The 21,420-nt window shown below is 72.2% G+C and carries 17 protein-coding genes; 7 read left to right on the plus strand and 10 right to left on the minus strand.

The features are described 5' to 3' along the window. Positions 1-98 precede the first annotated feature (98 nt). From ACFYYT_RS33685 to ACFYYT_RS33695, 3 genes are all read left to right on the plus strand, one after another. Positions 99-3,329, plus strand: a complete 3,231-nt coding sequence (locus ACFYYT_RS33685; protein WP_351825754.1) for an AMP-binding protein — start codon at positions 99-101, stop codon at positions 3,327-3,329. A 68-nt stretch (positions 3,330-3,397) separates the two neighbouring features. Then, on the plus strand, positions 3,398-4,774 hold the full coding sequence (gene ccrA / locus ACFYYT_RS33690) for a crotonyl-CoA carboxylase/reductase (RefSeq protein WP_351825752.1): 1,377 nt from the start codon (positions 3,398-3,400) through the stop codon (positions 4,772-4,774). Beyond that, positions 4,771-5,631 carry a 3-hydroxybutyryl-CoA dehydrogenase gene (locus ACFYYT_RS33695; protein ID WP_351825750.1) on the plus strand — a complete coding sequence of 287 codons (861 nt, stop codon included), beginning with the start codon at positions 4,771-4,773 and terminating at the stop codon, positions 5,629-5,631. The genes ccrA and ACFYYT_RS33695 overlap by 4 nt, the downstream gene beginning before the upstream one ends. Before the next feature lie 45 nt (positions 5,632-5,676). On the opposite strand, the gene ACFYYT_RS33700 is transcribed toward ACFYYT_RS33695, so the two are convergent. The 5 genes from ACFYYT_RS33700 to ACFYYT_RS33720 all read right to left on the minus strand — a co-directional run bounded on the left by ACFYYT_RS33700 (position 5,677) and on the right by ACFYYT_RS33720 (position 10,533). Beyond that, complete coding sequence (locus ACFYYT_RS33700) at positions 5,677-6,438, minus strand: alpha/beta fold hydrolase (RefSeq protein WP_351825748.1); 762 nt, start codon at positions 6,436-6,438, stop codon at positions 5,677-5,679. Positions 6,439-6,538: 100 nt separating this feature from the next. Continuing rightward, positions 6,539-7,861, minus strand: coding sequence for a PLP-dependent aminotransferase family protein (locus ACFYYT_RS33705; protein WP_351825746.1), 1,323 nt, complete (start codon positions 7,859-7,861; stop codon positions 6,539-6,541). 169 nt (positions 7,862-8,030) lie between these two features. After that, positions 8,031-8,822, minus strand: a complete 792-nt coding sequence (locus ACFYYT_RS33710; protein ID WP_351825744.1) for an ABC transporter permease — start codon at positions 8,820-8,822, stop codon at positions 8,031-8,033. Beyond that, complete coding sequence (locus ACFYYT_RS33715; protein ID WP_351825742.1) at positions 8,819-9,784, minus strand: ATP-binding cassette domain-containing protein; 966 nt, start codon at positions 9,782-9,784, stop codon at positions 8,819-8,821. The genes ACFYYT_RS33710 and ACFYYT_RS33715 overlap by 4 nt, the downstream gene beginning before the upstream one ends. A 20-nt stretch (positions 9,785-9,804) precedes the next feature. Then, a complete protein-coding gene (locus ACFYYT_RS33720; protein ID WP_385314355.1) occupies positions 9,805-10,533 on the minus strand; it encodes a DUF4097 family beta strand repeat-containing protein in 729 nt (242 codons plus the stop codon). Positions 10,534-10,698: 165 nt separating this feature from the next. Here ACFYYT_RS33720 and ACFYYT_RS33725 point away from each other — a divergent pair, with 165 nt between their 5' ends. Next, positions 10,699-11,433: a helix-turn-helix domain-containing protein gene (locus tag ACFYYT_RS33725; protein ID WP_351825738.1), complete on the plus strand. Its 735-nt coding sequence runs from the start codon at positions 10,699-10,701 to the stop codon at positions 11,431-11,433. A gap of 44 nt (positions 11,434-11,477) precedes the next feature. Here ACFYYT_RS33725 and ACFYYT_RS33730 read toward each other — a convergent pair whose 3' ends face one another. Next, positions 11,478-13,724 (minus strand): MMPL family transporter, encoded by a 2,247-nt coding sequence (locus ACFYYT_RS33730; protein ID WP_351825736.1) that lies wholly within the window; start codon positions 13,722-13,724, stop codon positions 11,478-11,480. A 444-nt stretch (positions 13,725-14,168) separates the two neighbouring features. Here ACFYYT_RS33730 and ACFYYT_RS33735 point away from each other — a divergent pair, with 444 nt between their 5' ends. The 3 genes from ACFYYT_RS33735 to ACFYYT_RS33745 all read left to right on the plus strand — a co-directional run bounded on the left by ACFYYT_RS33735 (position 14,169) and on the right by ACFYYT_RS33745 (position 16,749). Next, positions 14,169-14,840, plus strand: coding sequence for a DUF4097 family beta strand repeat-containing protein (locus ACFYYT_RS33735; RefSeq protein WP_351825735.1), 672 nt, complete (start codon positions 14,169-14,171; stop codon positions 14,838-14,840). Positions 14,841-14,885: 45 nt separating this feature from the next. Continuing rightward, positions 14,886-15,983 (plus strand): serine hydrolase domain-containing protein, encoded by a 1,098-nt coding sequence (locus ACFYYT_RS33740; protein WP_351825733.1) that lies wholly within the window; start codon positions 14,886-14,888, stop codon positions 15,981-15,983. 235 nt (positions 15,984-16,218) lie between these two features. Then, entirely contained in the window at positions 16,219-16,749 is a 531-nt protein-coding gene (locus ACFYYT_RS33745; protein ID WP_351825731.1) for an EF-hand domain-containing protein, read from the plus strand. Positions 16,750-16,778: 29 nt separating this feature from the next. Here the strand turns inward: ACFYYT_RS33745 and ACFYYT_RS33750 are convergent, their stop codons facing one another. The 4 genes from ACFYYT_RS33750 to ACFYYT_RS33765 form a co-directional block, all read right to left on the minus strand. Then, positions 16,779-17,684, minus strand: a complete 906-nt coding sequence (locus ACFYYT_RS33750; protein ID WP_351825729.1) for a class I SAM-dependent methyltransferase — start codon at positions 17,682-17,684, stop codon at positions 16,779-16,781. Between the two features lie 80 nt (positions 17,685-17,764). Next, entirely contained in the window at positions 17,765-18,871 is a 1,107-nt protein-coding gene (locus ACFYYT_RS33755) for an NAD(P)-dependent alcohol dehydrogenase (RefSeq protein ID WP_351825772.1), read from the minus strand. A gap of 2 nt (positions 18,872-18,873) precedes the next feature. After that, positions 18,874-20,277, minus strand: coding sequence for an aldehyde dehydrogenase family protein (locus ACFYYT_RS33760; RefSeq protein ID WP_351825727.1), 1,404 nt, complete (start codon positions 20,275-20,277; stop codon positions 18,874-18,876). Between the two features lie 8 nt (positions 20,278-20,285). Next, on the minus strand, positions 20,286-21,041 hold the full coding sequence (locus tag ACFYYT_RS33765) for a (5-formylfuran-3-yl)methyl phosphate synthase (protein WP_351825725.1): 756 nt from the start codon (positions 21,039-21,041) through the stop codon (positions 20,286-20,288). Positions 21,042-21,420: the final 379 nt, after the last annotated feature.

A 21,420-nucleotide genomic window follows, 5' to 3' on the forward strand; every position in this document is an offset into this window, starting at 1 on the left:
CACCCAGGTGCATTGAACGGCCCCGTCGCTTCCCCGAAGGTGGGGGGCGATCTGCGAACTGCTCCGATCCGGTCCCGCTTGCTGAGAGGTTGATCCGTATGCCTTCGTTCGGCGCGTCGTCTGCGCACAAGGGAATGTGGCGGGCGCAGGAGATGGCTTCCGACACGCCGAACCACGCGCTGACCATGTGGGACGTGGCCGGTGACCTGGACGCGTCGGTCATGGAGGCCGCGTTCCTGCACGTCATGGACGAGGCGGAGGTGCTGCGCGTCAACTTCGTCGGCGACGGCGACGCACTGCGCCTGGTCCCCCGGGAACTGGGCGACTGGCGGCCGTTCCTCCTCGACCTCAGCGGTGCGGACGACCCCGAGCAGGCAGCCCGCGACGCCCTCGCCGAGATGGTGCGCCGGCCGTTCGACCTGGCACGGGACCTGCTGTTCCGGCTCGGCGTCGTCCGGCTCGGACCCGACCGTTCCCTCCTGGTGATCGCCTACCACCACCTCATTTCGGACGGGTTCGGCGCCGGCGGCCTGCTGTCGCGACGGCTCGCCGAGGTCTACACGGCGCTCGTCCGGGGCGAGCCGGTCGCGCCGCTGGAGCACCCCTGGGACCTCGCCTCGTTCGCGGCCGAAGCGGTGGACTACCTCGCCTCCGAGAAGTTCACCGAGGACACGGAGTTCTGGCGCGACTACCTCAAGGACGCCCCGGCGCCCGCCCAGGTGCCGCGCGTCGCCCTGTCCGACGCCCAGCGCGCCGCCCTTGCCGAGCCGCTGAGCGGCGCCGACCGCTGGTCCGCGGTGGCCGAGACCATCGGCATGGTCAGCCGGACCCTGACCGTCCCGCGCGCCGAGGCCGACGCGTGGACGCAGGCCGCGACCTCCATGGGCCTGTGGATGTCGCAGCTGCTGACCGCCGCCGCCGCCGTCTACTTCCGGCACCGCTGCGACCGTCCGGAGTTCCTCCTCTCCCTGGCCGTCAGCAACCGCGTCGGCGTGGCCAGCAGGACCCCCGGCCTGGCCGTGAACGTGGTGCCCGTCAAGGTGGCCGTACCGCTCGGCGCGACCTTCCCCGAGGTCGCCGACGCGATCGTCGACGAGACGTACGAGATCCTCGGCCACGCCGCCTGCCACTACTCGGACATCCAGCGCGCGAGCGGCACCGCCCTGAGCGGCCGCGGCAGCTTCGGCACCGTCATCAACGTCGTCGAGTTCGCCGAGCAGCTCCACTTCGGCGACAGCCCGGCACGCTACTCCGGCGCGACGACCGGCACCTTCGAGGAACTCTCCATCGGCGTCTACACCGACGGCAGCCCCGGCAGCGACCTCTACATCCGGCTCGACGCCCCCGCGAACCTGTACCACCGCGCCGAGCTCCGCTTCATCGGCGAGGAGCTCATCGCCCACCTGCGCGCCGTGGTCGCGGGCGGCGAGCGGCCGGTCGGCGCGCTCGACGTGCTCGGCGGCGGCGAACGCGCCCGCGTCCTGCCCGCCCCCGCCGCCCCGGAGCCGCACGCACAGCAGCAGGCGCAGGAACCCGCGACGGTCACGGACCTGTTCGCCCGCCAGGTGGCGCGCACCCCCGACGACGTCGCCGTGGTCCACGGCGACTCGGCCGTCTCCTACCGGGTCCTCGACGAGCGCTCCCACCGCCTGGCCCGCCTCCTGCGCGGGCACGGCGCCGGCCCCGAAACGGTCGTCGCGGTCGCGCTGCCCCGCTCGGCGGACCTGGTCATCGCCCTGCTGGGCGTCGTGAAGACCGGCGGAGCCTACCTCCCGGTCGACCCGGCCCTGCCCGCCGGGCGGATCGAGGCGCTCCTCGCCGCCTCCCCGGCCCGCACCCTGCTCACCGACGCCGCGACGGCCGCGACCCTCTCCGGTGACCCGGACCTCCATGTGATCGTCCTCGACGACACCACCACCGCCACCCCCGAAGGCGGCCCGCGCCAGACCCCGCCCCCCGCGCACCCGGACGGCCTGCTGGCCGTGCTGTACGGAACCGGCCCGGGCGACGCGGACGCCGCGCTCGCCGTGACCCACCGCAACCTGACGCGGTTCGTCACGGACCGCCAGTGGAAGGACGCCGGCGACGCCACCGTGCTGTGGCACGCGCCGCACACCTCGGACGCGCTCGCCGTCGAAGTCTGGGCGCCCCTGCTCAACGGCGGCCGGATCGTCGTGGCCCCCGCCGGGGACCTGGACGCCGACGCGCTGGCCGGGCTGGGCGCGGCGCACGGCATCTCCACCCTGTGGCTGCCCGCCGGCCGGTTCGCGGAGATCGCCGCCGACCGCCCCGAACGCCTCGCCGGACTGCGCGAGGTGTGGACCGGCGGCGACCGGGTGCCCGCCACCGCACTGCGGCGCGTCCGCGAGGCCTGCCCCGACGTGACCGTCGTCCACGGCCACGGCCTGCCCGAATCGACCGTCTTCGCCGCCTGCCACCGCCTGCCCGCCGGAGAACCCGTCCACCACGCGGGCACCCTCGGCCACCCCCTGGACGGCACCGCCCTCTACGTCCTGGGCCCCGGCCTGGCCCCGGTCCCCGCCGGCGTGACCGGCGAACTGTACGTGGCCGGCCCCGCCCTGGTACGCGGCTACGCCGGCCGCCCCGCGCCGACCGCCGCACGCTTCGTACCCTGCCCCTTCGGTCCGGCCGGCGCGCGCATGTACCGCACCGGTGACCGCGTGCGCTGGGGCGGCGACGGCCGGCTCGTCCACGTGGGCCGCCACGACTCCCGGGCCGAGGTGCGCGGCGTGCGCGTCGAGCTGGCCGAGGTCGAGGAGATGCTCAGCGAGCACACCGGCCTCGCCCGGTCCGTCGTCGCCGTCCGCAAGGACGGCTCCGGACAGCAGCGCCTGGTCGCCTACGTGGTGCCCGTGCCCGGCCGCAGCGTCCCGGCCGACGAACTGCGCCGCTTCGCCGCGGGCTGGCTGCCCGAGTCCCTGGTGCCGTCGGTGTTCACCGTGCTGGAGAGCCTGCCCGTCACGGCCAACGGCCGGGTGGACCGCACGGCGCTGCCGGAGCCCGCCTTCGACGACGGCACGCACCGGGCCCCCCGCAACGACACCGAGCGGATCCTGACCGGCCTGTTCGCCGACGTGCTGGAGCTGGACCGGGTCGGCATCGACGAGGACTTCTTCGACCTCGGCGGCAACTCGCTGCGCGCCATCCGGCTGGTCGGCCTGATCCGGACCGAGCTGAAGCAGGAGGTGTCGATCCGCAAACTGTTCGCCGCCCGCACCGTCATCGGCCTCTCCGACATGTGGAAGGACCTCGCCCAGTCCAGCAGGCCGAGCCTGCGCCGCAGGACCAAGGACGGCGCGGTCATCTGAGCGACGCCCGGTCCCCCGACCGCGGAATCCGGCTCCTGCGAAGACCCCTGCGAAGGAATGAGTCACCCATGGACGCGATGACCGAGGCCCTGCTGGGCGGGGCCTCCCGCGACGAGATCGAAAGACAGCCGCTGCCCTCCCACTACGAGGCGGCGCACCTCCTGGCCCGCGACGTCGGCATGTTCGACGGCGTGGCGGACAAGGACGTCCGCAAGTCCCTGCACGTCGGGCCCGTCCCGATGCCCGAGATCGCCCCGGACGAGGTGGTCGTCGCCGTCATGGCGAGTTCCATCAACTACAACACCGTCTGGTCGGCGACCTTCGAGCCGGTGCCCACCTTCGCCTTCCTCAAGCGCTACGCACGCGAGGGAGCCCACGCCGCCCGGCACGACCTGCCGTACCAGGTGGTCGGCTCCGACGCGGCCGGCGTCGTCGTGCGCGTCGGCGCCGGGGTGCGGCACTGGAAGGCGGGCGACCACGTCGTCGCCAGCTGCGTCCAGGTCGACGAACAGGAACCGGCGACCCACGCCGACGCCATGCTCGGAGCGGGCCAGCGCATCTGGGGCTACGAGACCAACTTCGGCGGCCTCGCCCACTACAGTGTCGTGCGCGCCAGCCAGCTGCTGCCCAAACCGCCCCACCTGACCTGGGAGGAGGCGGCGGGCGTCCTGCTGACCGCGGCCACCTCGTACCGGATGCTCGTCGGCGACAACGGCGCGCGCATCAAACAGGGCGACATCGTGCTCGTCTGGGGCGCGACCGGCGGACTGGGCGCGTTCGCGGTGCAGATGGTCAAGAACGCGGGCGGCATCCCCGTCGGCGTGGTCAGCTCCGCGCGCAAGGCCGAGGCGCTGCGCCGGCTCGGCTGCGACGTGGTGATCGACCGCAACGAGATCGGCATGGGCGGCGACGACGCGCTCACCCCGGAGCGGACGATCGAACTCGGCAAGCGCCTCGGCCGGGAGATCCGCCGCCTGGTCGGCGAGGACCCGCACGTCGTGTTCGACTACGTGGGACGGGCGACGTTCGGGATCTCCGTGTTCGTCGTGCGCAAGGGCGGCGTGGTCGTCACCTGCGGGTCGAGCACCGGCTACGACCACCACTTCGACAACCGCTACCTCTGGATGAACCTCAAGCGGGTCATCGGCAGCCACGCGGCCAACCTCCAGGAACAGGCCGAGTGCAACCGGCTCTTCCGGCTGGGACAGCTCTCCCCGATCCTCTCCGAGGTGTTCCCGCTGAAGGAGGTCGGCGAGGCCGCCCGGCTGGTCCAGCGCAACCGGCACACCGGAAAGGTCGGCGTCCTGTGCCTCGCCCCCGGGGAAGGGCTCGGCGTCACCGATCCCGCCCTGCGGGAGAAGATCGGGGCCGCCCGGCTCAACCCGCTGCGCGCCGGCGCGGCGCCGGCCGGAGCACCGCTCGCGACCGGGGGAGTCCACGCGTGAACACCATCGACCGGGTGGGTGTCGTCGGCAGCGGCATCATGGGCACCGGCATCGCCGAACTGTGCGCGAAGGCCGGCCTGGACGTACGGGTCGCGGTGCACTCCGAGTCCTCGCTGACGACGGCCCCGAGGCGGCTGGCCGCCTCCCTCGACCGGGGCGTGACCAAGGGCAGACTGACCGGGCCCGAGCGCGACGCGGCGCTGGCCCGGGTCGCGTTCACCCGCGACCTCGGCGACCTGGCGGACCGCCGGCTGGTCATCGAGGCCGTCACGGAGGACGAGCGGGTCAAGGTGGACCTCTTCGCCACCCTCGACAAGATCGTCGAGGACCCGGAGGCGATCCTCGCGACCAACACCTCCTCCCTCCCCGTCGTCCGGCTCGCCGCCGCGACCGCACACCCCCACCGGGTGCTCGGCATCCACTTCTTCAACCCGGTGCCCGCCCTGCCCCTCGTCGAACTCGTCCCCTCGGTCCTGACGGACGGGGCGGTGACCGAGCGCGCCCTGGCCTTCGTCCGCGACGTCCTCGGCAAGAACCCCGTGGCCGCCCCCGACCGGGCCGGCTTCATCGTCAACGCCCTGCTCTTCCCCTACCTGCTGTCCGCCGTGCGCATGGTCGAATCCGGCCTGGCCACCGCCGAAGCCGTCGACCAGGCCATGGCGCAGGGCTGCGCGCACCCCATGGGACCGCTGCGCCTCGCCGACCTGATCGGCCTGGACACCACCGTGTCCATCGCCCGCGCCCTGTACGAGGAGTTCAAGGAGCCGCTGTACGCGCCCCCGCCGCTGCTGCTGCGCATGGTCGAGGGCGGCCTGCTCGGCAAGAAGTCCGGCCGCGGCTTCTACCCGTACGCGTGAACGCCCGGGAGCCGCACACGGCTCCCGGGCAGCACCCCGGGGGGCTCAGGACACGCCGGTGCCCGCGAGCAGCCCCCCGGTCACGGCCGCGGCCACCGCGTCCAGGTGGTCGTTCAGGTAGAAGTGCCCGCCGGAGAAGACCCGCAGGTCGAACGCGCCGCTGGTGTGCTCCCGCCACCGGCCCGCCTCCTCGACCGTCACCACCGGGTCGCCGTCCCCGACCAGCACGGTCACCGGCGTGGCGAGCGGCTCGCCGGGCCGCCACTCGTAGCCGCCCAGCGCCCGGTAGTCCGCCCGCAGCGCCGGCAGCACCATCTCCAGGATCTCGGGGTTCTCCAGCGTCGCCCGGTCGGTGCCGCCCAGCCCGCGCACCTCGGCCAGCACCGCGTCGTCGTCGTAGTCCCGGTAGTGGGCGCCGGACCGGGCGCCCGGCGCGTCCCGGCCGGAGAGGAACAGCCGCTGGGGGGCGGGCAGTCCGCGCCCGGCCAGCAGCCGGGCCGTCTCGAACGCCACCAGCGCCCCCATGCTGTGACCGAACAGCGCGTACGGCCGCCCCGGATCCGCGGCCAGTTCACCGGCCAGCTCCCCGGCCACCGCCCCGACCAGCGCCTCCAGGGCCGTGAACGGCTCCTCCAGGTACCGGTCCTGACGCCCCGGGTACTGCACCGCCAGCACGTCGAAGTCCGCGGGCAGCGCGCGCGCCAGCTGGGTGTACGCCGTCGCGGAGCCCCCCGCGTGCGGGAAGCACACGAGCCGCGGCCCGTTCCCCGCGACCGTGGTGAAGCGCCGGAACCATGTGCTGTTCACTGGTGGTGTGTCCCTTCGTCCGTCGAGCGGTGGCGGCCGGGCGGTGCGCCCGGCCCTCGAAACCCCGCGGATCGCGCCCTGCGCCCCGGCCGGAGCCGGATCACACCCGCTGCGCCGCGACGAGCGGCTGCGGCCCCGGTATGAGCACCGGGCCCCCGCTCTCGAAGACCCGCGCGAGCTCCAGTTCGGCCTCCAGCACCCCCGCCAGCCGGCGCACGCCCTCACGGATCCGCTCCGGCGTCGGGTAGCAGTAGGACAGCCGCATCTGGCGGCGGCCGAGCCCGTCGGTGTGGAAGCCGGTGCCCGACGCGTACGCGACCCTCGCGTCCACCGCGCGCGGCAGCATCGCCTTCGTGTCCACGCCCTCCGGCACCGTCACCCACACGTAGAAACCGCCGTCCGGCTTCGTCCAGGTACAGCCCGGCGGCAGGTACTCCTCCAGCGCGGACAGCATCGCGTCGCGGCGCTCGCGGTAGATGTCGCGGAAGGTCTCGATCTGGCCCTGCCAGTCCTGGGTGGCCAGGTAGCGCGACACGATCATCTGGTTCAGCGTGGGCGGGCACAGCGTCGCCGACTCCGTGGCCAGCACCAGCTTCTCCCGCACCCCCTGCGGGGCCAGCACCCAGCCGACCCGCAGCCCGGAGGCGAACGTCTTCGAGAACGAGCCCAGGTACACCACGTTGTCCGGGTCCAGCGAGTGCAGCGCCGGACGGATCTGCCCGTCGAACCCGAGCAGACCGTACGGATTGTCCTCGACCACCAGCACGTCGTAGGTGCGGCAGATCTCCAGGATCTGCGCCCGCCGCTCCACCGCCAGCGTCACGCCGGCCGGGTTGTGGAAGTTCGGGATCGTGTACAGCAGCTTCACCCGCTGCCCGGCCTCCCGGGCCCGTTGCAGCGCCGCCCGCAGCCCCTCGGGCACCAGACCGTGCTCGTCCATCGCCACGTGCACGACCTGCGCCTGGTACGCGGCGAAGGAGCCCAGCGCGCCGACGTACGACGGGCCCTCGGCCACCACCACGTCACCCGGGTCGCAGAACAGCCGCGCCACCAGGTCGAGTCCCATCTGCGAGCCGACCGTCACCACGACGTCGTCCGCGCGGGCCGTGATGCCCTCCAGCGCCATCACCTCGCAGATCTGCTCCCGCAGCAGCGGCAGACCGTGCGCCGACGCGTACTGCAGGGCCGTCAGACCGTCCTCGGAGATGATCCGCGCGACCTGCTCCGCGAGGGTCTCCAGCGGCAGGGCCGCCAGGTTCGGCATGCCGCCGGCCAGCGAGACGACCTCCGGCCGGCTGGCGACGGAGAACAGGGCGCGGATCTCCGAGGCCGTCATGCCGGCCGTGCGGGCGGCGTACCGGTCGAGGTGCGGGTCGAGGATGTGGTGGCCTCGCCGCGGCGTGGTGGGGATGTTCTCGATCATGAAGGCGACACCCGGGGCTCGGTGGGCAGGATCACTGACGTGGGGGGACCGTCCGTGCGGCGCCTGCTCGAACATCGTTCGGTCCTTGCTGGGGAGCATGGGCTCCCCCGCTGGTGGACCGCTCAAGGCCGCCTCGTGATCGGCCTGGGAAGGAACGCGGGGCCCTCGCTCACCGCGGGTCGCCGTTGAACTTGGAGGCCGACCAGAAGTAGCCGAGCACCGCCAGACCCACGCACCAGGCGATGGCGAGCCAGCCGTTGTTGCCGATCTCGCTGCCCAGGAGCAGGCCGCGCAGGGTCTCGATCGCCGGAGTGAAGGGCTGGTACTCGGCGATCGGCTGGAACCAGCCGGGCATGGACTCGGTCGGCGTGAAGGCGCTGGACAGGAGCGGCAGCAGGATGAGCGGCATGGCGTTGTTGCTGGCCGCCTCGGCGGTCGGGCTGACCAGGCCCATGCCCACGGCGATCCAGGTGAGCGCCAGGGAGAACAGGACGAGCAGGCCGAGGGCCGCCAGCCACTCCAGGGCGGTGGCGTCCGTGGAGCGGAAGCCGATGGCCACGGCGACGACGCCGACCAGGACCACGCTGATCACCGACTGCAGGACGCTGCCGACGACGTGCCCGACGAGCACCGACGGCCGGTGGATGGCCATCGTGCGGAAGCGGGCGATGATGCCTTCGCTCATGTCGTTCGAGACCGAGACCGCCGTGCCGATCGTGGTGCTGCCGATGGTCATCAGCAGCAGACCCGGGACGAGGTAGGCGATGTACGCGGAGCGGTCGGGGGCGCCGCCCGTGATGCCCGCGCTCATGGTGTCTCCGAAGATGTACACGAAGAGCAGGAGCAGCATGATCGGGGTGAGCAGCAGGTTCAGGGTGAGGGAGGGGTAGCGCCGGGCGTGCAGGAGGTTGCGCCGCAGCATCGTGGACGAGTCGCGCACGGCGAGGGAGAGGGAGCTCATCGGACGGTCTCCTTGGACTGGGAGGTCTGGCTGGGCACGTGGGTGTCGCCGGTGAGGGCGAAGAAGACGTCGTCGAGGTCGGGGGTGTGCACGGTGAGCTCGTCGGCCTCGATGCCGGCGGAGTCGAGCCGCTCCAGGATGGAGCGCAGGTCGCGCTGGCTGCCGTCGCTGGGGATCTGAATCGCCAGCGCCTCGTCGTCCCGGGTCACCTCGCCCAGGGCGAGGGCGGCGGACCGGTGGGCGACCGGGTCGGTGAAGCGCAGGCGGACGTGGCCGCCGGGGACCAGGCGCTTGAGTTCGTCGGCGGTGCCCTCGGCGGCGATCTTGCCGTCGTTCAGTACGGCGATGCGGTCGGCGAGTTCATCGGCCTCCTCCAGGTACTGGGTGGTGAGGAAGACGGTGACGCCGCCGGTGACCAACTGGCGGATGATCTGCCACATGTTGTGCCGGGAGCGGGGGTCCAGGCCGGTCGTCGGCTCGTCGAGGAAGATGATCCGCGGGTTGCCGACCAGGGTCATCGCGATGTCGAGGCGGCGCTTCATGCCGCCGGAGTAGGTGGAGGCGGGCTTCTTGGCCGCCTCCACCAGGTCGAAGCGCTCCAGGAGTTCGGCGGTGACCCGCCGGCCCTCGGCCTTGGTGAGGTGGTGCAGGTCGGCCATGAGGAGCATGTTCTCCTCGCCGGTGATCAGGCCGTCGACGGCGGAGAACTGCCCGGTGACGCCGATCGCGGCGCGGACGGCCTGCGGGTCGGCGGCGAGGTCGTGGCCGCCGATGCGGATCTCGCCCGCGTCGGCGCCGATGAGGGTGGAGAGGATCTTGACCGCGGTGGTCTTGCCCGCGCCGTTGGGACCGAGCAGCGCGAACACGGTGCCCGTGGGAACCGCCAGGTCGACGCCGTCGAGGATGGTTTTGTCGCCGTAGGACTTGCGCAGCCCGGTCGCCGCGATGGCCAGGTCGGTCATGAGGGGGAGCTCCTTCTTGCTTAGAGGCTGCGGGCGGTGATGTCGCCGTAGGCGGTGGTGGCGTGGACGGTGAGGGCGGCGCCGGCGCCGGCGTCGTTGGTGAGGCTGTTGTGGATGCGCCCGGCGGTGGTGCCGGCGTCCAGCGAGGCGGAGACGCCGGGGGCGGCGGCGATGGTGAGGTTTCCGGCCTGGGTGGTGAGCAGGACCTTGCCGCCCAGGGCCTCGGCGACGCTGATGTCGCCCTTCTGGGTGCTGATCTCGGCGGAGCCGCCCAGGCGGCCGACGGCGATGTCACCGGCGAGCAGTGTCAGGCGGCCGCCGGCGGTCTCCTCCAGCCGGACCGAACCCTGCGCCCCCTCGAAGGCCACCTCGCCGAGGCGTCCCTCGCCGCGGAACTCGGCGGCGGCCGTCCTGGCCTCGACGCGGGAACCGGCGGGCAGCAGGACCGTGACGTCGACGGCGCCGGAAGCGCCGAGCAACTGGTTCTTCGGCGGGGCCGCGTTGATCCGCAGGACGCCGTCGCCGTACTCGACCGAGGTCTGCTCCGCGGCCTTGACGTCGCGGCTCTTCGAGGCGTCCGCGGGCAGGACCCGGACCTCGGTGTCGGCGCGGTCCGCGGCGATCAGGTGGACGCGCCCGGCGGGGACGTCCAGGACGAGGGAGACGGGGGCGGGGCTGTCGAACTTCTGCATCGTGCTCTCCTGTGACTCGCTGTTTCCGATGAGTGAAACGCTACGTTGCGTTCGCAGTCTCCGCAATGAGTTCGTTGCGTCAAATCACCGTTCTCGCAGGTGAAAGCGAGAATTTCATTGCAATGGTTTCGCGTCTAACGCAACAACCCACACCCTGTTCGTTGCAATAGATTGGAAGTGAACGCTATAGTCGTGCCACCACGGACCACGAAGGAGACCGCGATGCCGGGAGGCAGACTCACCCAGCAGGAACGTCAGCAGATCGCGCTGGGACTGGCCGACGGCCTGGCCTACGCCGAGGTCGCCCGGCGCCTGGACCGCCCGACCTCGACGATCACGCGCGAGGTGATGCGCAACGGCGGCCCCGCCGGCTACCGCGCCGACCTCGCCCACCGCGCCACCGAACGCCGCACCCACCGGCGCAAGACGGCGCCGCCGGGTCCGGTGGCCCCCGAACAGCCCCACGGACGCGACGCCGAGGCCGTGCGCGAGTACGAGGAGACGTTCACCACCGTCCTCATGGCCTCGGGCATGCCCAAGATGATGTCCCGGGTGCTCGCCTGTCTGACCATCACCGACAGCGGCAGCCTCACCGCGGCCGAACTCGTCCAGCGCCTCCAGGTCAGCCCGGCCTCGATCTCCAAGGCCGTCGCCTTCCTGGACGAGCAGGGCCTCATCCGCCGGGAACGCGACGAACGCCGCCGCGAGCGCTACGCCGTCGACGACGACATCTGGTACCGGTCGATGATGGCCAGCGCCCGCTCCACCGCCCAGCTCGTCGAGACCACGCGTCAAGGCGTCTCCGTCCTCGGTCCCGACACCCCGGCCGCCGTCCGCCTGGAGAACATCGCCCGCTTCCTCGACTTCGTCAGCGAAGCCATCGCCCGCGCCGCGGAACAGGCCCGCGACATCCTCTACGCGAAGCCCCCGGCGCCGGCCGAGGACCCCACCGGCTGAGGGCGCGCCCCGGGAACCCGGTCCCGGGGCGCACCGCTCCCGGCTCAGCGGATCAGTTCGTGCTCGCGCTCCGGGTACGGGGCCGCGCCGTGCGCGGAGGCCGGGGCGCGGTTCAGCTTCTCGCCCTCGACGTCCAGGTTCGGCAGCAGCCGGTCGAGCCACCGCGGCAGCCACCAGGCCGAGCGGCCCAACAGGGCGAACAGGGCCGGGACGAGAGCCATGCGGACGACGAAGGCGTCGAAGAGCACGGCGCTCGCGAGGGCGAAACCGATCATCTTGATCAGGTCGTTCTGCTCGGTGATGAAACCGGAGAAGACGCTGATCATGATGATCGCGGCCGCGCTGACCACGCGCCCGCCGTGACGGAAGCCGGTGACGACGGCCTCCTGCGGCCGCGCCCCGTGCACGTAGGCCTCGCGCATCCGGCTGACCAGGAACACCTCGTAGTCCATCGCCAGGCCGAACACCACACCGATCATGAAGATCGGCATCGTGCTCATGACGGGCCCGGCCTCCTTGACGCCGAACACGTCGGCGAGCCAGCCCCACTGGAAGACGGCGACCACGGCCCCCAGGGACGCGCTGACCGACAGCAGGAAGCCGAGCGCCGCCTTGAGCGGGACCAGCACCGACCGGAAGACGAGGACCAGCAGCAGGAACGCCAGGCCCACCACCAGCGCCAGGTACGGCACCAGGGCGTCGTCGAGGGTCTTGGAGAAGTCGATGAACATCGCGGTCTGACCGGTCACCAGGATCTCGTCCGCACCCGCCCCGGCCGCGACGGCGGGCACGCCGTCGCGGATGGCACGGACCAGTTCCTCGGTGGCGTGCTCGGTGGGCCCGGTGCTCGGCACCAGGTTCAGGATCGCGGTGTCGTTCGCGGCGTTGGGCGCGGCCGGCGAGACGGAGGCGACCCCGTCCATGCCGGCCAGCGCCTTGCCGACACCGGCGGCGGCGGCCGCGGCGTCCTTGGCGCTGACGGTGATCATCAGCGGCCCGTTGAAGCCGGGGCCGAAGGACTCCGACAGCATGTCGTACGCCTTGCGCTGCGTGGTGTCGGTGGCCATGGTGCCCTCACCGGGCAGACCCAGCTCCAGGCTGGCGGCCGGCAGGGCGATCGCGCCCAGCCCGAGCACGCCGACGAGCAGCACGGCCACCGGGTGGCGCAGGACGTAACCGGCCCAGCGCGTGCCCAGGTTGGGCTTGGTCCGGGCCGCCTCCCTGGCGGCCTTGCGCTGCTGGCGCGCGGAGAGCGGCTTGCCCGTGACGGCCTTGCGGTCGAGGCGGCGCAGCACCTTGACGGGGGCGAAGCCGAGCAGGGCGGGCACGAGGGTGATCGCGATCAGGACGGCCACGGCGACGGTGCCCGCGGCGGTCATGCCCATCTTGGTGAGCATCGGGATGTTCGCCACGGCGAGTCCGGAGAGCGCGATGATGACGGTGAGCCCCGCGAAGACGACCGCCGACCCGGCGGTGCCGACGGCGCGCCCGGCGGCCTCCCGCCGCTCGTGGCCCTCGGCGATCTCGGAGCGGTAGCGGGAGATGATGAACAGGGCGTAGTCGATGCCCACCGCGAGGCCGATCATCATGGCCAGGGTGGAGGTGTTCGAGGACAGCCCGAGGGTGCTGCCGAGCGCGGTGATGCCGCTGATGCCGATGCCGACCCCGATGAGGGCGGTGAGCAGGGGCATGCCGGCGGCGATCATAGAGCCGAAGGTGAGCAGCAGGACCACCGCGGAGACGAGGACGCCGATCCCCTCGGCGCCGCCCACCGACACGTCGATCTTGATGGCGTCACCGCCGGCCTCGACGGTCAGGCCCGTCGCGCGGGCCTTGTCGAACGCCCCCGTCAGCGCGTCGTGTTCCGCGTCCGTCAGCTGGGTGGCGGCGGCCTTGTACGTGACGACGGCGTACGCGGTGGTGGCGTCCTTGCTGACGGCCCCGGGCAGGTACGGATCGCTGACCGCGACCACCCCCGGCGCCTTCGCCAGCTCGGCGACCAGCCCGGAGACCGCGGGCTTGCGCTCGGGACCGGCGATGTCCTGACCGCGGGGCACCCGGATGACCACCCTGGCACTGGCTCCGTCGGCGCTCGCGGCCGGGAACTTGTCCTTCAGCAGGTCGAAGGCCTTCTGCGATTCGGTACCCGGCATCGAGAAGGTGTCGGCCGGAGGCGCGGGGGCCGAGGAGGCGGCCACCACGGCCCCCACGAGGACCAGCAGCCACAGCAGTGCTGTCGTGCCACGCCGTCGGAACGCTAAGCGGCCCAGTTTGTGGAGGAACGTTGCCATGGTGGGGGGACTCCCGTCAGGTTCAAATGCCACCGAGACCCGGGGAGAGTAACAAACCGCACGTACGGTTTGCTGGGCACGAACCAGGCACCACTCAACCGGGCCGCATGCGGACCCCCGGCCCGGAGCGCCGAACGCGCGGCGCGCGCCCGACCCGACCGGGGAACCGGCACGCCGAACAGCGTGACGCGGCCCGCTTGAGCGCCCGTCGATTCCCGATCGATCGCCGCCATAGCGTTCACGCTCATGCGATTGCAACAGTCGACGGCATGATCGTTGCATTCGCCACGAGCCCGTCGCAACGATTTCCCACCGCTGACCTGCACGGTAAAGCGATCCAAGCAATGAGTTCATTGTGGAAACCGAGAACGCAACGTAGCGTTTCTCTCATCGGAAACTAGAGGTCGTCCCAGCGGGCCGCCCCACGAGCCACAGGAGAGCACGATGCAGAAGTTCGACACCCCCGCCCCCGTCTCCGTCGTCCTGGACGTCCCCGCCGGCCGCATCCGCTTCATCGCCGCCGACCGCCCGGACACCGCGGTCGAGGTCCTCCCCGCGAACGCCTCCAAGAGCCGCGACGTGAAGGCCGCGAAGCAGACCGAGGTCACCTACGGCGACGGAGTCCTGCGGATCCGCGTCCCGGAGCCCAAGAACCAGTTCCTCGGCCTCACCGGATCCATCGAGGTCACCGTCCAGCTGCCCGCCGGCTCCCGCATCGAGGCGAAGACGGCCGCCGCCGAACTGCGCGGCGTGGGACGCCTCGGTGACGTCGCCTTCGAGGGCGCGCAGGGCTCCGTCAAGCTCGACGAGACCGCCGACGCCCGCCTCACCCTCCAGGCCGGCGACGTGTCGGTCGGCCGCCTCGGCGGCTCCGCCGAGATCAGCACCCAGAAGGGCGACATCAGCGTCGCCGAGGCCCGCCGCGGCAAGGTCGTCCTCACCACCCAGGCCGGCGACCTCACCATCGGCGCCGCCCGCGGCGTCTCCGCCTCGCTGGACGCCGGCACCTCCTACGGCCGCATCCACAACGCCCTCCTCAACACCGACGGCGCCGCCGCCGGCCTGACCATCCGCGCGACCACCTCCTACGGCGACATCACCGCCCGCAGCATCTGAGATCCACCCCTCCCCCTCCCGCCCGACACGAAGGAGCACACCACCATGTCCGTCACCCCCACCGCCCAGGACCGCCCCGAACTCCAGGAAGCCATCCAGCGGATCGTCGATTCCGGATTCATCGGAGCGCAGCTGCGCGTCCACGACCGGGGGGAGGTATGGGTCGGCAACGCCGGGGCGTGCCGGCTGGGCGAGGACGAGAAGCCGCCGACGGACGGCCGGTTCCGGATCGGCAGCAACACCAAGACCTTCGTCGCCGCCCTCGTCCTGCGCCTGGTGGCCGAGGGGACCTTAGCCCTGGACCATCCCGTGACCGGCTACCTGCCCGGCTTCGAGCTGGACCCGAGGATCACGGTGCGCATGCTGCTCCAGCACACCAGCGGCGTCTTCAACTTCACCGGCGAGTACTACCCGGACGGCACGTTCGTGCCCGGGGTCGTCTGGGCCGGCCAGGAATGGGTGGACAACCGCTTCAAGACCTACCGGCCGCAGGACCTGGTCCGGCTGGCCCTGTCCAAGCCGGCGCGGTTCGAGCCGGGGACGGACTGGAGCTACTCCAACACCAACTACGTCCTCGCCAGGCTGCTGGTCGAGGAGGTCACCGGCCGCCCGCTCGCCGAGGAGATGCGCCGGCTCGTCCTGGACCCGCTCGGACTGGCGGACACCGTGGTGCCGACCACCGAGACGGAGATCGCCGAACCGCACGCCCACACCTACTACCGCTACGAGGAGGCGGGCCGTCAGAAGACCGTCGACGTCACCCTCCAGAACCCCTCCTGGATCTCCAGCGGCGGCGACATGATCTCCACCACCCAGGACCTCCACACGTTCATCTCCACCCTGCTGAGCGGGCAACTGCTGCCCGCCCCGCTGCTCGCCGAGATGTGCACCCCGCACCCCAAGGCCGGATACGGGCTCGGGGTGTTCGTACAGCCCGTCGGCCCGGACGGTGCCACCGTCATCACCCACAACGGCGGCATCGCGGGCAACGCCGCCCTCATGTACAGCACCCCCGACGGCAGCAAGACGCTGACCGCCTCGCTGACCTACGTGGACGACGCGACGATGTCCCTGGCCGCCGCCTTCCAGCAGGCCACCCAATCCCTCCTCACCACGGTCTTCGCCACCGCCCCGACCCCCTGACGCGCCCCGCCCGCAACGCGGCCAGAACTCCCCGTCGTCGCGGCGGCCAGGCTCCGGTCCGGCCCCGCCCGGACGGCACGTGTCCTGCCCGACCGCCCGAACTGATCAACGACGGACTCACTCCTTCCGGTAACGGAGACCGTCTCACCGTCACGCCTGTCCCGCGGCACGGTTACGTGGGAGCACTCCTTGAGACAGGCCCGGATCGCCGGGCCGCAGAAGACAGGTGACACACATGCGAACCGAGGCCGCCAAGCGAGTCGAACTGGTCTTCTCCCTCTTCGACGCCAATGGCAACGGAGTCATCGACTCCAACGACTTCGACCTCATGACGGGCCGTGTTCTGGAGGCGGCGGCCGCGTCGGACGACGGCGCCAAGGCCGCCATCAGGGCCGCGTTCCGCCGCTACTGGACGGTGCTGGCCACGGAACTGGACGCCAACGGCGACGGCGTGATCACCGTCGAGGAGTTCCGTCCGTTCGTGCTGGATCCCGAGCGCTTCGGTCCCACGATCGCCGAGTTCGCCGAGGCGCTCGCCGCACTCGGTGACCCCGACAAGGACGGCCTGATCGAGCGCCCGCTCTTCGAATCGCTGATGACGGCGATCGGCTTCGGGAAGGCGAACATCCACGCCCTCTTCGACGCCTTCGGCCCGGACGCCGAGGACCGCATCACCGTGGCCACGTGGGCCGCCGGCATCGAGGACTACTACGCTCCGGACATGGCCGGGATCCCCGGCGACGAGCTGGTGGCCGCCCGGGCCTGAGACCGCCCGCGACGTGAGCGCTGCGGGCGTCATGGCCGGGGCTTGTGCGCGAACACCCACCGGTTTCCCTCGAGCGCGTCGTTCGCCTCGGGGACGGGGCCTCGTCCGTGCCGGTGGGTGAAGTCGAAGGGCGTGTGCATCGAGGTGGACCAGCCCTTGGCCGTCAGGTCGCCCGCGGAGTCGGGTCGTGGTCCCGTCTCGAAGAGGCGGAGCAGGTCGATGCCGATCTGTTCTCGCGTCGCCGTGTAGATCGGGCTGTCGCGGTACGCCAGCAGGTCCGCCTCCAGCTTGGCTTCGAAGGCCAGAGCGCTGCCCGCGGTGGTCAGCCTGTCCACCGTGTCGATGAGGTACGTCTCGGCGGGGCCCGGCAGGTAGAAGAGGAGTCCCTCGGCCAGCCAGACGCTCGGCACGGCCGGGTCGAAGCCGGCGGTGGTCAGCGCTGTCACCCAGTCCTCGCGCAGGTCGACCGGTACGGGGACGCGCTTCACCTTCGGGGCGGCCGACAGGCCGGTGAGCACCTGCTGCTTGAAGGCCAGCACGCCCGCCCGGTCGATCTCGAAGACCACCAGGTCGGACGGCCAGTCCAGCCGGAAGGCACGCGTGTCCAGACCCGCTCCCAGCAGGACTGCCTGGCGGACGTTCGCCGAAGCCGACCGGAGGAGGAAGTCGTCGAGAACCCTGGTCCGCAGGCCGAAGTAGCGGGCGAACCGCCCCCACAGCGGGTTGTCGTCCCCGTCCGGGACCTGCTCGATGCGTACCGGCCAGCGGTTGCATGCCGGGGCGGCGCGCACGAAGTGTTCCGCGTAGGCGTCCTGGGCCAGGCTGTCGTGGCGGTGGGTCTCGATCGCCCGTGCCGCGGCGACCAGGAGGGCGGTCAGGCCCACACCTCCGTCCACGCCGTCCGGGTCTGTCTGCTGCGGCGCCGGGCCGGTCATGTGTCCTCCGTGGGCGGGAGTGGGGAGTGCGGGGTGTCCGCTCGTCGGACGGGGTGGGTCCGCGGCGTGCGATGCCGTGCTCATCGGCTCGTCCGCTCGGGGAGCAGGACGGGTTTGACCACGCGGCCCGCGTCGCAGTCGCGTTCGGCCTCGTTGACGTCGGCCAGCGGGTAAGTGCGGATCAGTTGGTCGAAGGGGAAGCGGCCGGCCTGCCACAGCCCGGTCAGCCGGGGTATCAGCAGCCCGGGGACAGCGTCCCCCTCGCAGATGTGGCGGATGCTGCGGCCTCGGTCGAGCGTGCCCGGTTCGAGCGACAGCGCGGTGTGGAGGCGTGCCACCAGGCCCAGGCTCCCAGTGGGGCGCAGTGCCTGGAGGGCGTGGTTGATGAGCGGGGCCGAGGCCGTGGTGTCCAGCGCGTACTGCGCGCCGCCGTCGGTCAGCCGCCGGATCCGTTCGGGCAGTTCGGCCGTTGCGGCGGGCAGGGGGATCGCACCGAAGCGTTCGGCCAGGGCCAGCCGCCCGGGATGCCGGTCGACGGCCACGGTCAGTACGCCGGTGGCGGTGGCCGCCATCACCGCGGCCAGGCCCACGGCTCCGGCGCCGAGGACCGTCAGGGTGTCGCCGGGACCCGCGCCGAAGGTGTTCAGTACGGCTCCGGCGCCGGTGAGGAAGCCGCAGCCGAGGGGCCCGAGCAGTTCGAGCGGCAGTGCGGGGTCGACCCGGACGGCGTTGCGGGCCGGGACGAGCGCGTACTCGGCGAACGAGGACTGGCCGAACCAACGGGGAGCCAGCGCCTTGCCGGTCGAATCGGTGAGGCGCGGCGGTTCCTCCGCGCGTCCTGCGAAGAGGTTGAGGGAGGCGAAGGAGTCGCAGTAGGCGGGGGCCGCGCCGAGGCAGTTCCGGCAGTGTCCGCAGGAGTCGAAGCTCAACACGACGTGATCACCCACGTCGAGCGTGGTGTCGGGGCCGCCGCCCGTCCGGACCACGACCCCGGCGCCCTCGTGGCCGAGGACGGCCGGCAGCGGGCTGCGGCCGCCGGACCGCCGGACCGCGAGATCCGTCCGGCACATCCCCGCGCCCGCGATCTCGACCAGGATCTCGCCGACGGCGGGTTCCGTCCGCAGGGTCACCTCCTCGACCGTGAACGGGTCCTCGTACGAACGCAGGACGGCCGCCCGGAACCTCATCGTCACGCCTCCCGCGGACGGTGGACGACGAACGGCCGGAGGTTGCCGTAGAGCCCCCACGGTCCGCCCGCGACGCCGACGCCGCTGTCCTTGACGCCTGCGAAGGGCTGGGCGAGGGACAGTTCGGCATGGTGGTTGATCCAGGCCGTGCCGCATTCGAGCCGGTCGGCCACCGCCTCGGCCCGGTCGAGATCGGTGCCCCACACGGAGCCTCCCAGTCCGAAGCCGGTGCCGTTGGCCGCGTCCACGGCTTCGTCGAGGCTCCGGTAGGGCAGCACCGGCAGCACCGGTCCGAACTGTTCCTCGGTCACCACCGCACTACAGGGCGGGACGTCGGTGAGGATGGTGGGGGCGAAGAAGTATCCCGGTCCGTTCAGCCGGTGGCCGCCGGACGCCGCCCGGGCGCCGTCCGCCAGGGCCCCCTGTGTGAGCTGTTCGACACGGGCCAGCTGCGGGGCGTTGTTGACCGGCCCCAGCCGGGTTCCGGGGTCGAGGCCGGGCCCGACGGCGACGCTCTTCGCGCACTGGGCGAGAGCTTCGACGACCTCGGCGTGGAGCCGGGCGGGGACGTAGACGCGCTTGACCGCCATGCAGACCTGCCCGCAGTTGCGAAACGCCGCCCAGAACAGCCGGTCCGCGATCCGGTCCACGTCGACGTCGTCCAGCAGGACGGCGGCGTCGTTGCCGCCCAGCTCCAGGGTGACCCGGGCGAGCGAGGCCGCCGCCGCCGCGGTCACGGCCCGCCCGGTGGGCACCGAACCGGTGAAGGTGACGTGGCGGATGCCCGGGTGCGACGCGAGGCGGGCACCGAGGGGTTCGCGGCCGGTGACGACGGTCAGCACGTCCTCGGGCAGGGCGGTGGCGAGGACGGAGCCGAGCAGCCGGGTGGCGAGCGGCGTGAGCGGCGACGGCTTGAGGACCACGCTGTTGCCTGCCGCGAGCGCGGGTGCGAACTTCGCCGCCGCGAGCTGGAGGGGAAAGTTCCACGGCACGATCGCGGCGACGGGCCCGAGCGAGCGCCAGCTGATCTCGCTGCGCACGGGCCGGCCGTCGTCGATCCTGCGGTTCCGGGGGGCCAGGTCGGCGAAATAGCGCAGGCGGGCCGCGGTACGGGCCACCTCCGCGTACGACTCGGCCAGGGGCTTGCCCTGCTCCCGGGTGAGCAACCGGGCGAGCTCGTCGCCGGCCGTCTCCACGGCGCCGGCCGCGCCGCGCAACGCCACGGTGCGGGCTGCGGGGTCGGCGCGCCAGCCGTACCAGGCTTGCTCGGCGCGGGCGACCACCCCGTCCAGCTCGCCCGGCTGCTGGTCGGGGGCCTCGTCGAAGGTCTCCCCGGTGGCCGGGTCGACGACGGGGAAACGTACGGCCCGGCCCCCGGGGAGGCTGCCGGCCTCAGGCGTCGCCATGCCCGCGGTCAGTTCACGGCGGGGACGCTGACGACGTGCTCCCGGGCCCGCCGGTCCATCTCCGCCCGGAAGGCGGCCACCAGATGCGGCTGGATCCGTCCGGCGTTGCGGTCACCGCCCTCGCAGACCGCTCCCCGCACGCCCACGATGTCCGTGCCCATGCGGGTCAGCGGACCCAGGTCGGCCTGCGTGACACTGCCCGCGAGGGCCGCGAGCACACCGCGGGCGTGGGCCCGCCGGACGAACTCGGCACAGACCTCCGCGGGAACGTGGTCGAACAGCCGGGTCCCGTCCTTGATGGCGGTGTCGAGCATGGCCGCGTCGGCACCCGAGCGGGCGGCGATGTCGGGCACGGCGAGCGGGTTGACGCAGCCGATGCGGTGGGCGTCGGCGTAGCCGGAGGCGACGACGAGCGCGTCGGGGCGGTGGTCCTTCACCGCCCGGACCACCGCGCGCATGACCTCGATACCCTGATCGGGCGTCGTGCACCCGTAGAGGCCGACCTTGATGTACGTGGCGCCGGAGACGACCGCACCGAGCGCGGCCTGCGCCACCGTGCCGGGCTTGTACGGGACGTCACCCACGGTGGCGGACACCGGCTTGTCCGCCGGTACCACGTCACGGATCTCCCTGATGACCCACGGGAAGTTGGCACCGAGCGAGCCCTCGTCCGGCTTCTTCACGTCGACGATGTCGAGGTGCTCCGCCGCCTTCGCACAATCGCGGGCTTCCTCGACGCTGTCCGGGGAGATGAGAAGCAACACCACTGAGCTCCTTCTGCCACATGTCCACCTGGCCGGGGCACAGGGGTGCGGATCGCCTGGTTCATGTGCGGTGCGCTCATCATTTCCGGCACCCGTGGACACCGGTAGGGCGCACAGGGTTGTCCGGGGTGCTCCCCCTCACTGCGGTGCGCCGTGCATACCGGGATCAACCGATCACGCCGGCACCATGGTCGCGCAGAGCCGACGCCCGTGACCCCGCCGCTCCACCTCCCGGTGCCCCCTCGGCGGCCAGGGGCCGAAGGCGCGCGGAGCGACCTTCGACACGTAGGAGAGCTAAGGAAACCATCCGCATGGGGCGGACCGGGCAGCCACCGCCGTCACCGCATGGCACGTAGGACGCGCGTGGCCGTCGCCACGG

Source organism: Streptomyces sp. NPDC002032, from assembly GCF_042890765.1.
Classification (GTDB): Bacteria; Actinomycetota; Actinomycetes; order Streptomycetales; family Streptomycetaceae; genus Streptomyces.

Excerpts from the sequence above, each read along its gene's own strand:
- ACFYYT_RS33685 (WP_351825754.1), top strand. The coding sequence starts at position 99 with ATGCCTTCGTTCGGCGCGTCGTCTGCGCACAAGGGAATGTGGCGGGCG.
- ccrA (WP_351825752.1), top strand. The coding sequence starts at position 3,398 with ATGGACGCGATGACCGAGGCCCTGCTGGGCGGGGCCTCCCGCGACGAG.
- ACFYYT_RS33705 (WP_351825746.1), bottom strand. The coding sequence starts at position 7,861 with ATGATCGAGAACATCCCCACCACGCCGCGGCGAGGCCACCACATCCTC.
- ACFYYT_RS33710 (WP_351825744.1), bottom strand. The coding sequence starts at position 8,822 with ATGAGCTCCCTCTCCCTCGCCGTGCGCGACTCGTCCACGATGCTGCGG.
- ACFYYT_RS33715 (WP_351825742.1), bottom strand. The coding sequence starts at position 9,784 with ATGACCGACCTGGCCATCGCGGCGACCGGGCTGCGCAAGTCCTACGGC.
- ACFYYT_RS33725 (WP_351825738.1), top strand. The coding sequence starts at position 10,699 with ATGCCGGGAGGCAGACTCACCCAGCAGGAACGTCAGCAGATCGCGCTG.
- ACFYYT_RS33730 (WP_351825736.1), bottom strand. The coding sequence starts at position 13,724 with ATGGCAACGTTCCTCCACAAACTGGGCCGCTTAGCGTTCCGACGGCGT.
- ACFYYT_RS33735 (WP_351825735.1), top strand. The coding sequence starts at position 14,169 with ATGCAGAAGTTCGACACCCCCGCCCCCGTCTCCGTCGTCCTGGACGTC.
- ACFYYT_RS33740 (WP_351825733.1), top strand. The coding sequence starts at position 14,886 with ATGTCCGTCACCCCCACCGCCCAGGACCGCCCCGAACTCCAGGAAGCC.
- ACFYYT_RS33745 (WP_351825731.1), top strand. The coding sequence starts at position 16,219 with ATGCGAACCGAGGCCGCCAAGCGAGTCGAACTGGTCTTCTCCCTCTTC.
- ACFYYT_RS33750 (WP_351825729.1), bottom strand. The coding sequence starts at position 17,684 with ATGACCGGCCCGGCGCCGCAGCAGACAGACCCGGACGGCGTGGACGGA.
- ACFYYT_RS33755 (WP_351825772.1), bottom strand. The coding sequence starts at position 18,871 with ATGAGGTTCCGGGCGGCCGTCCTGCGTTCGTACGAGGACCCGTTCACG.
- ACFYYT_RS33760 (WP_351825727.1), bottom strand. The coding sequence starts at position 20,277 with ATGGCGACGCCTGAGGCCGGCAGCCTCCCCGGGGGCCGGGCCGTACGT.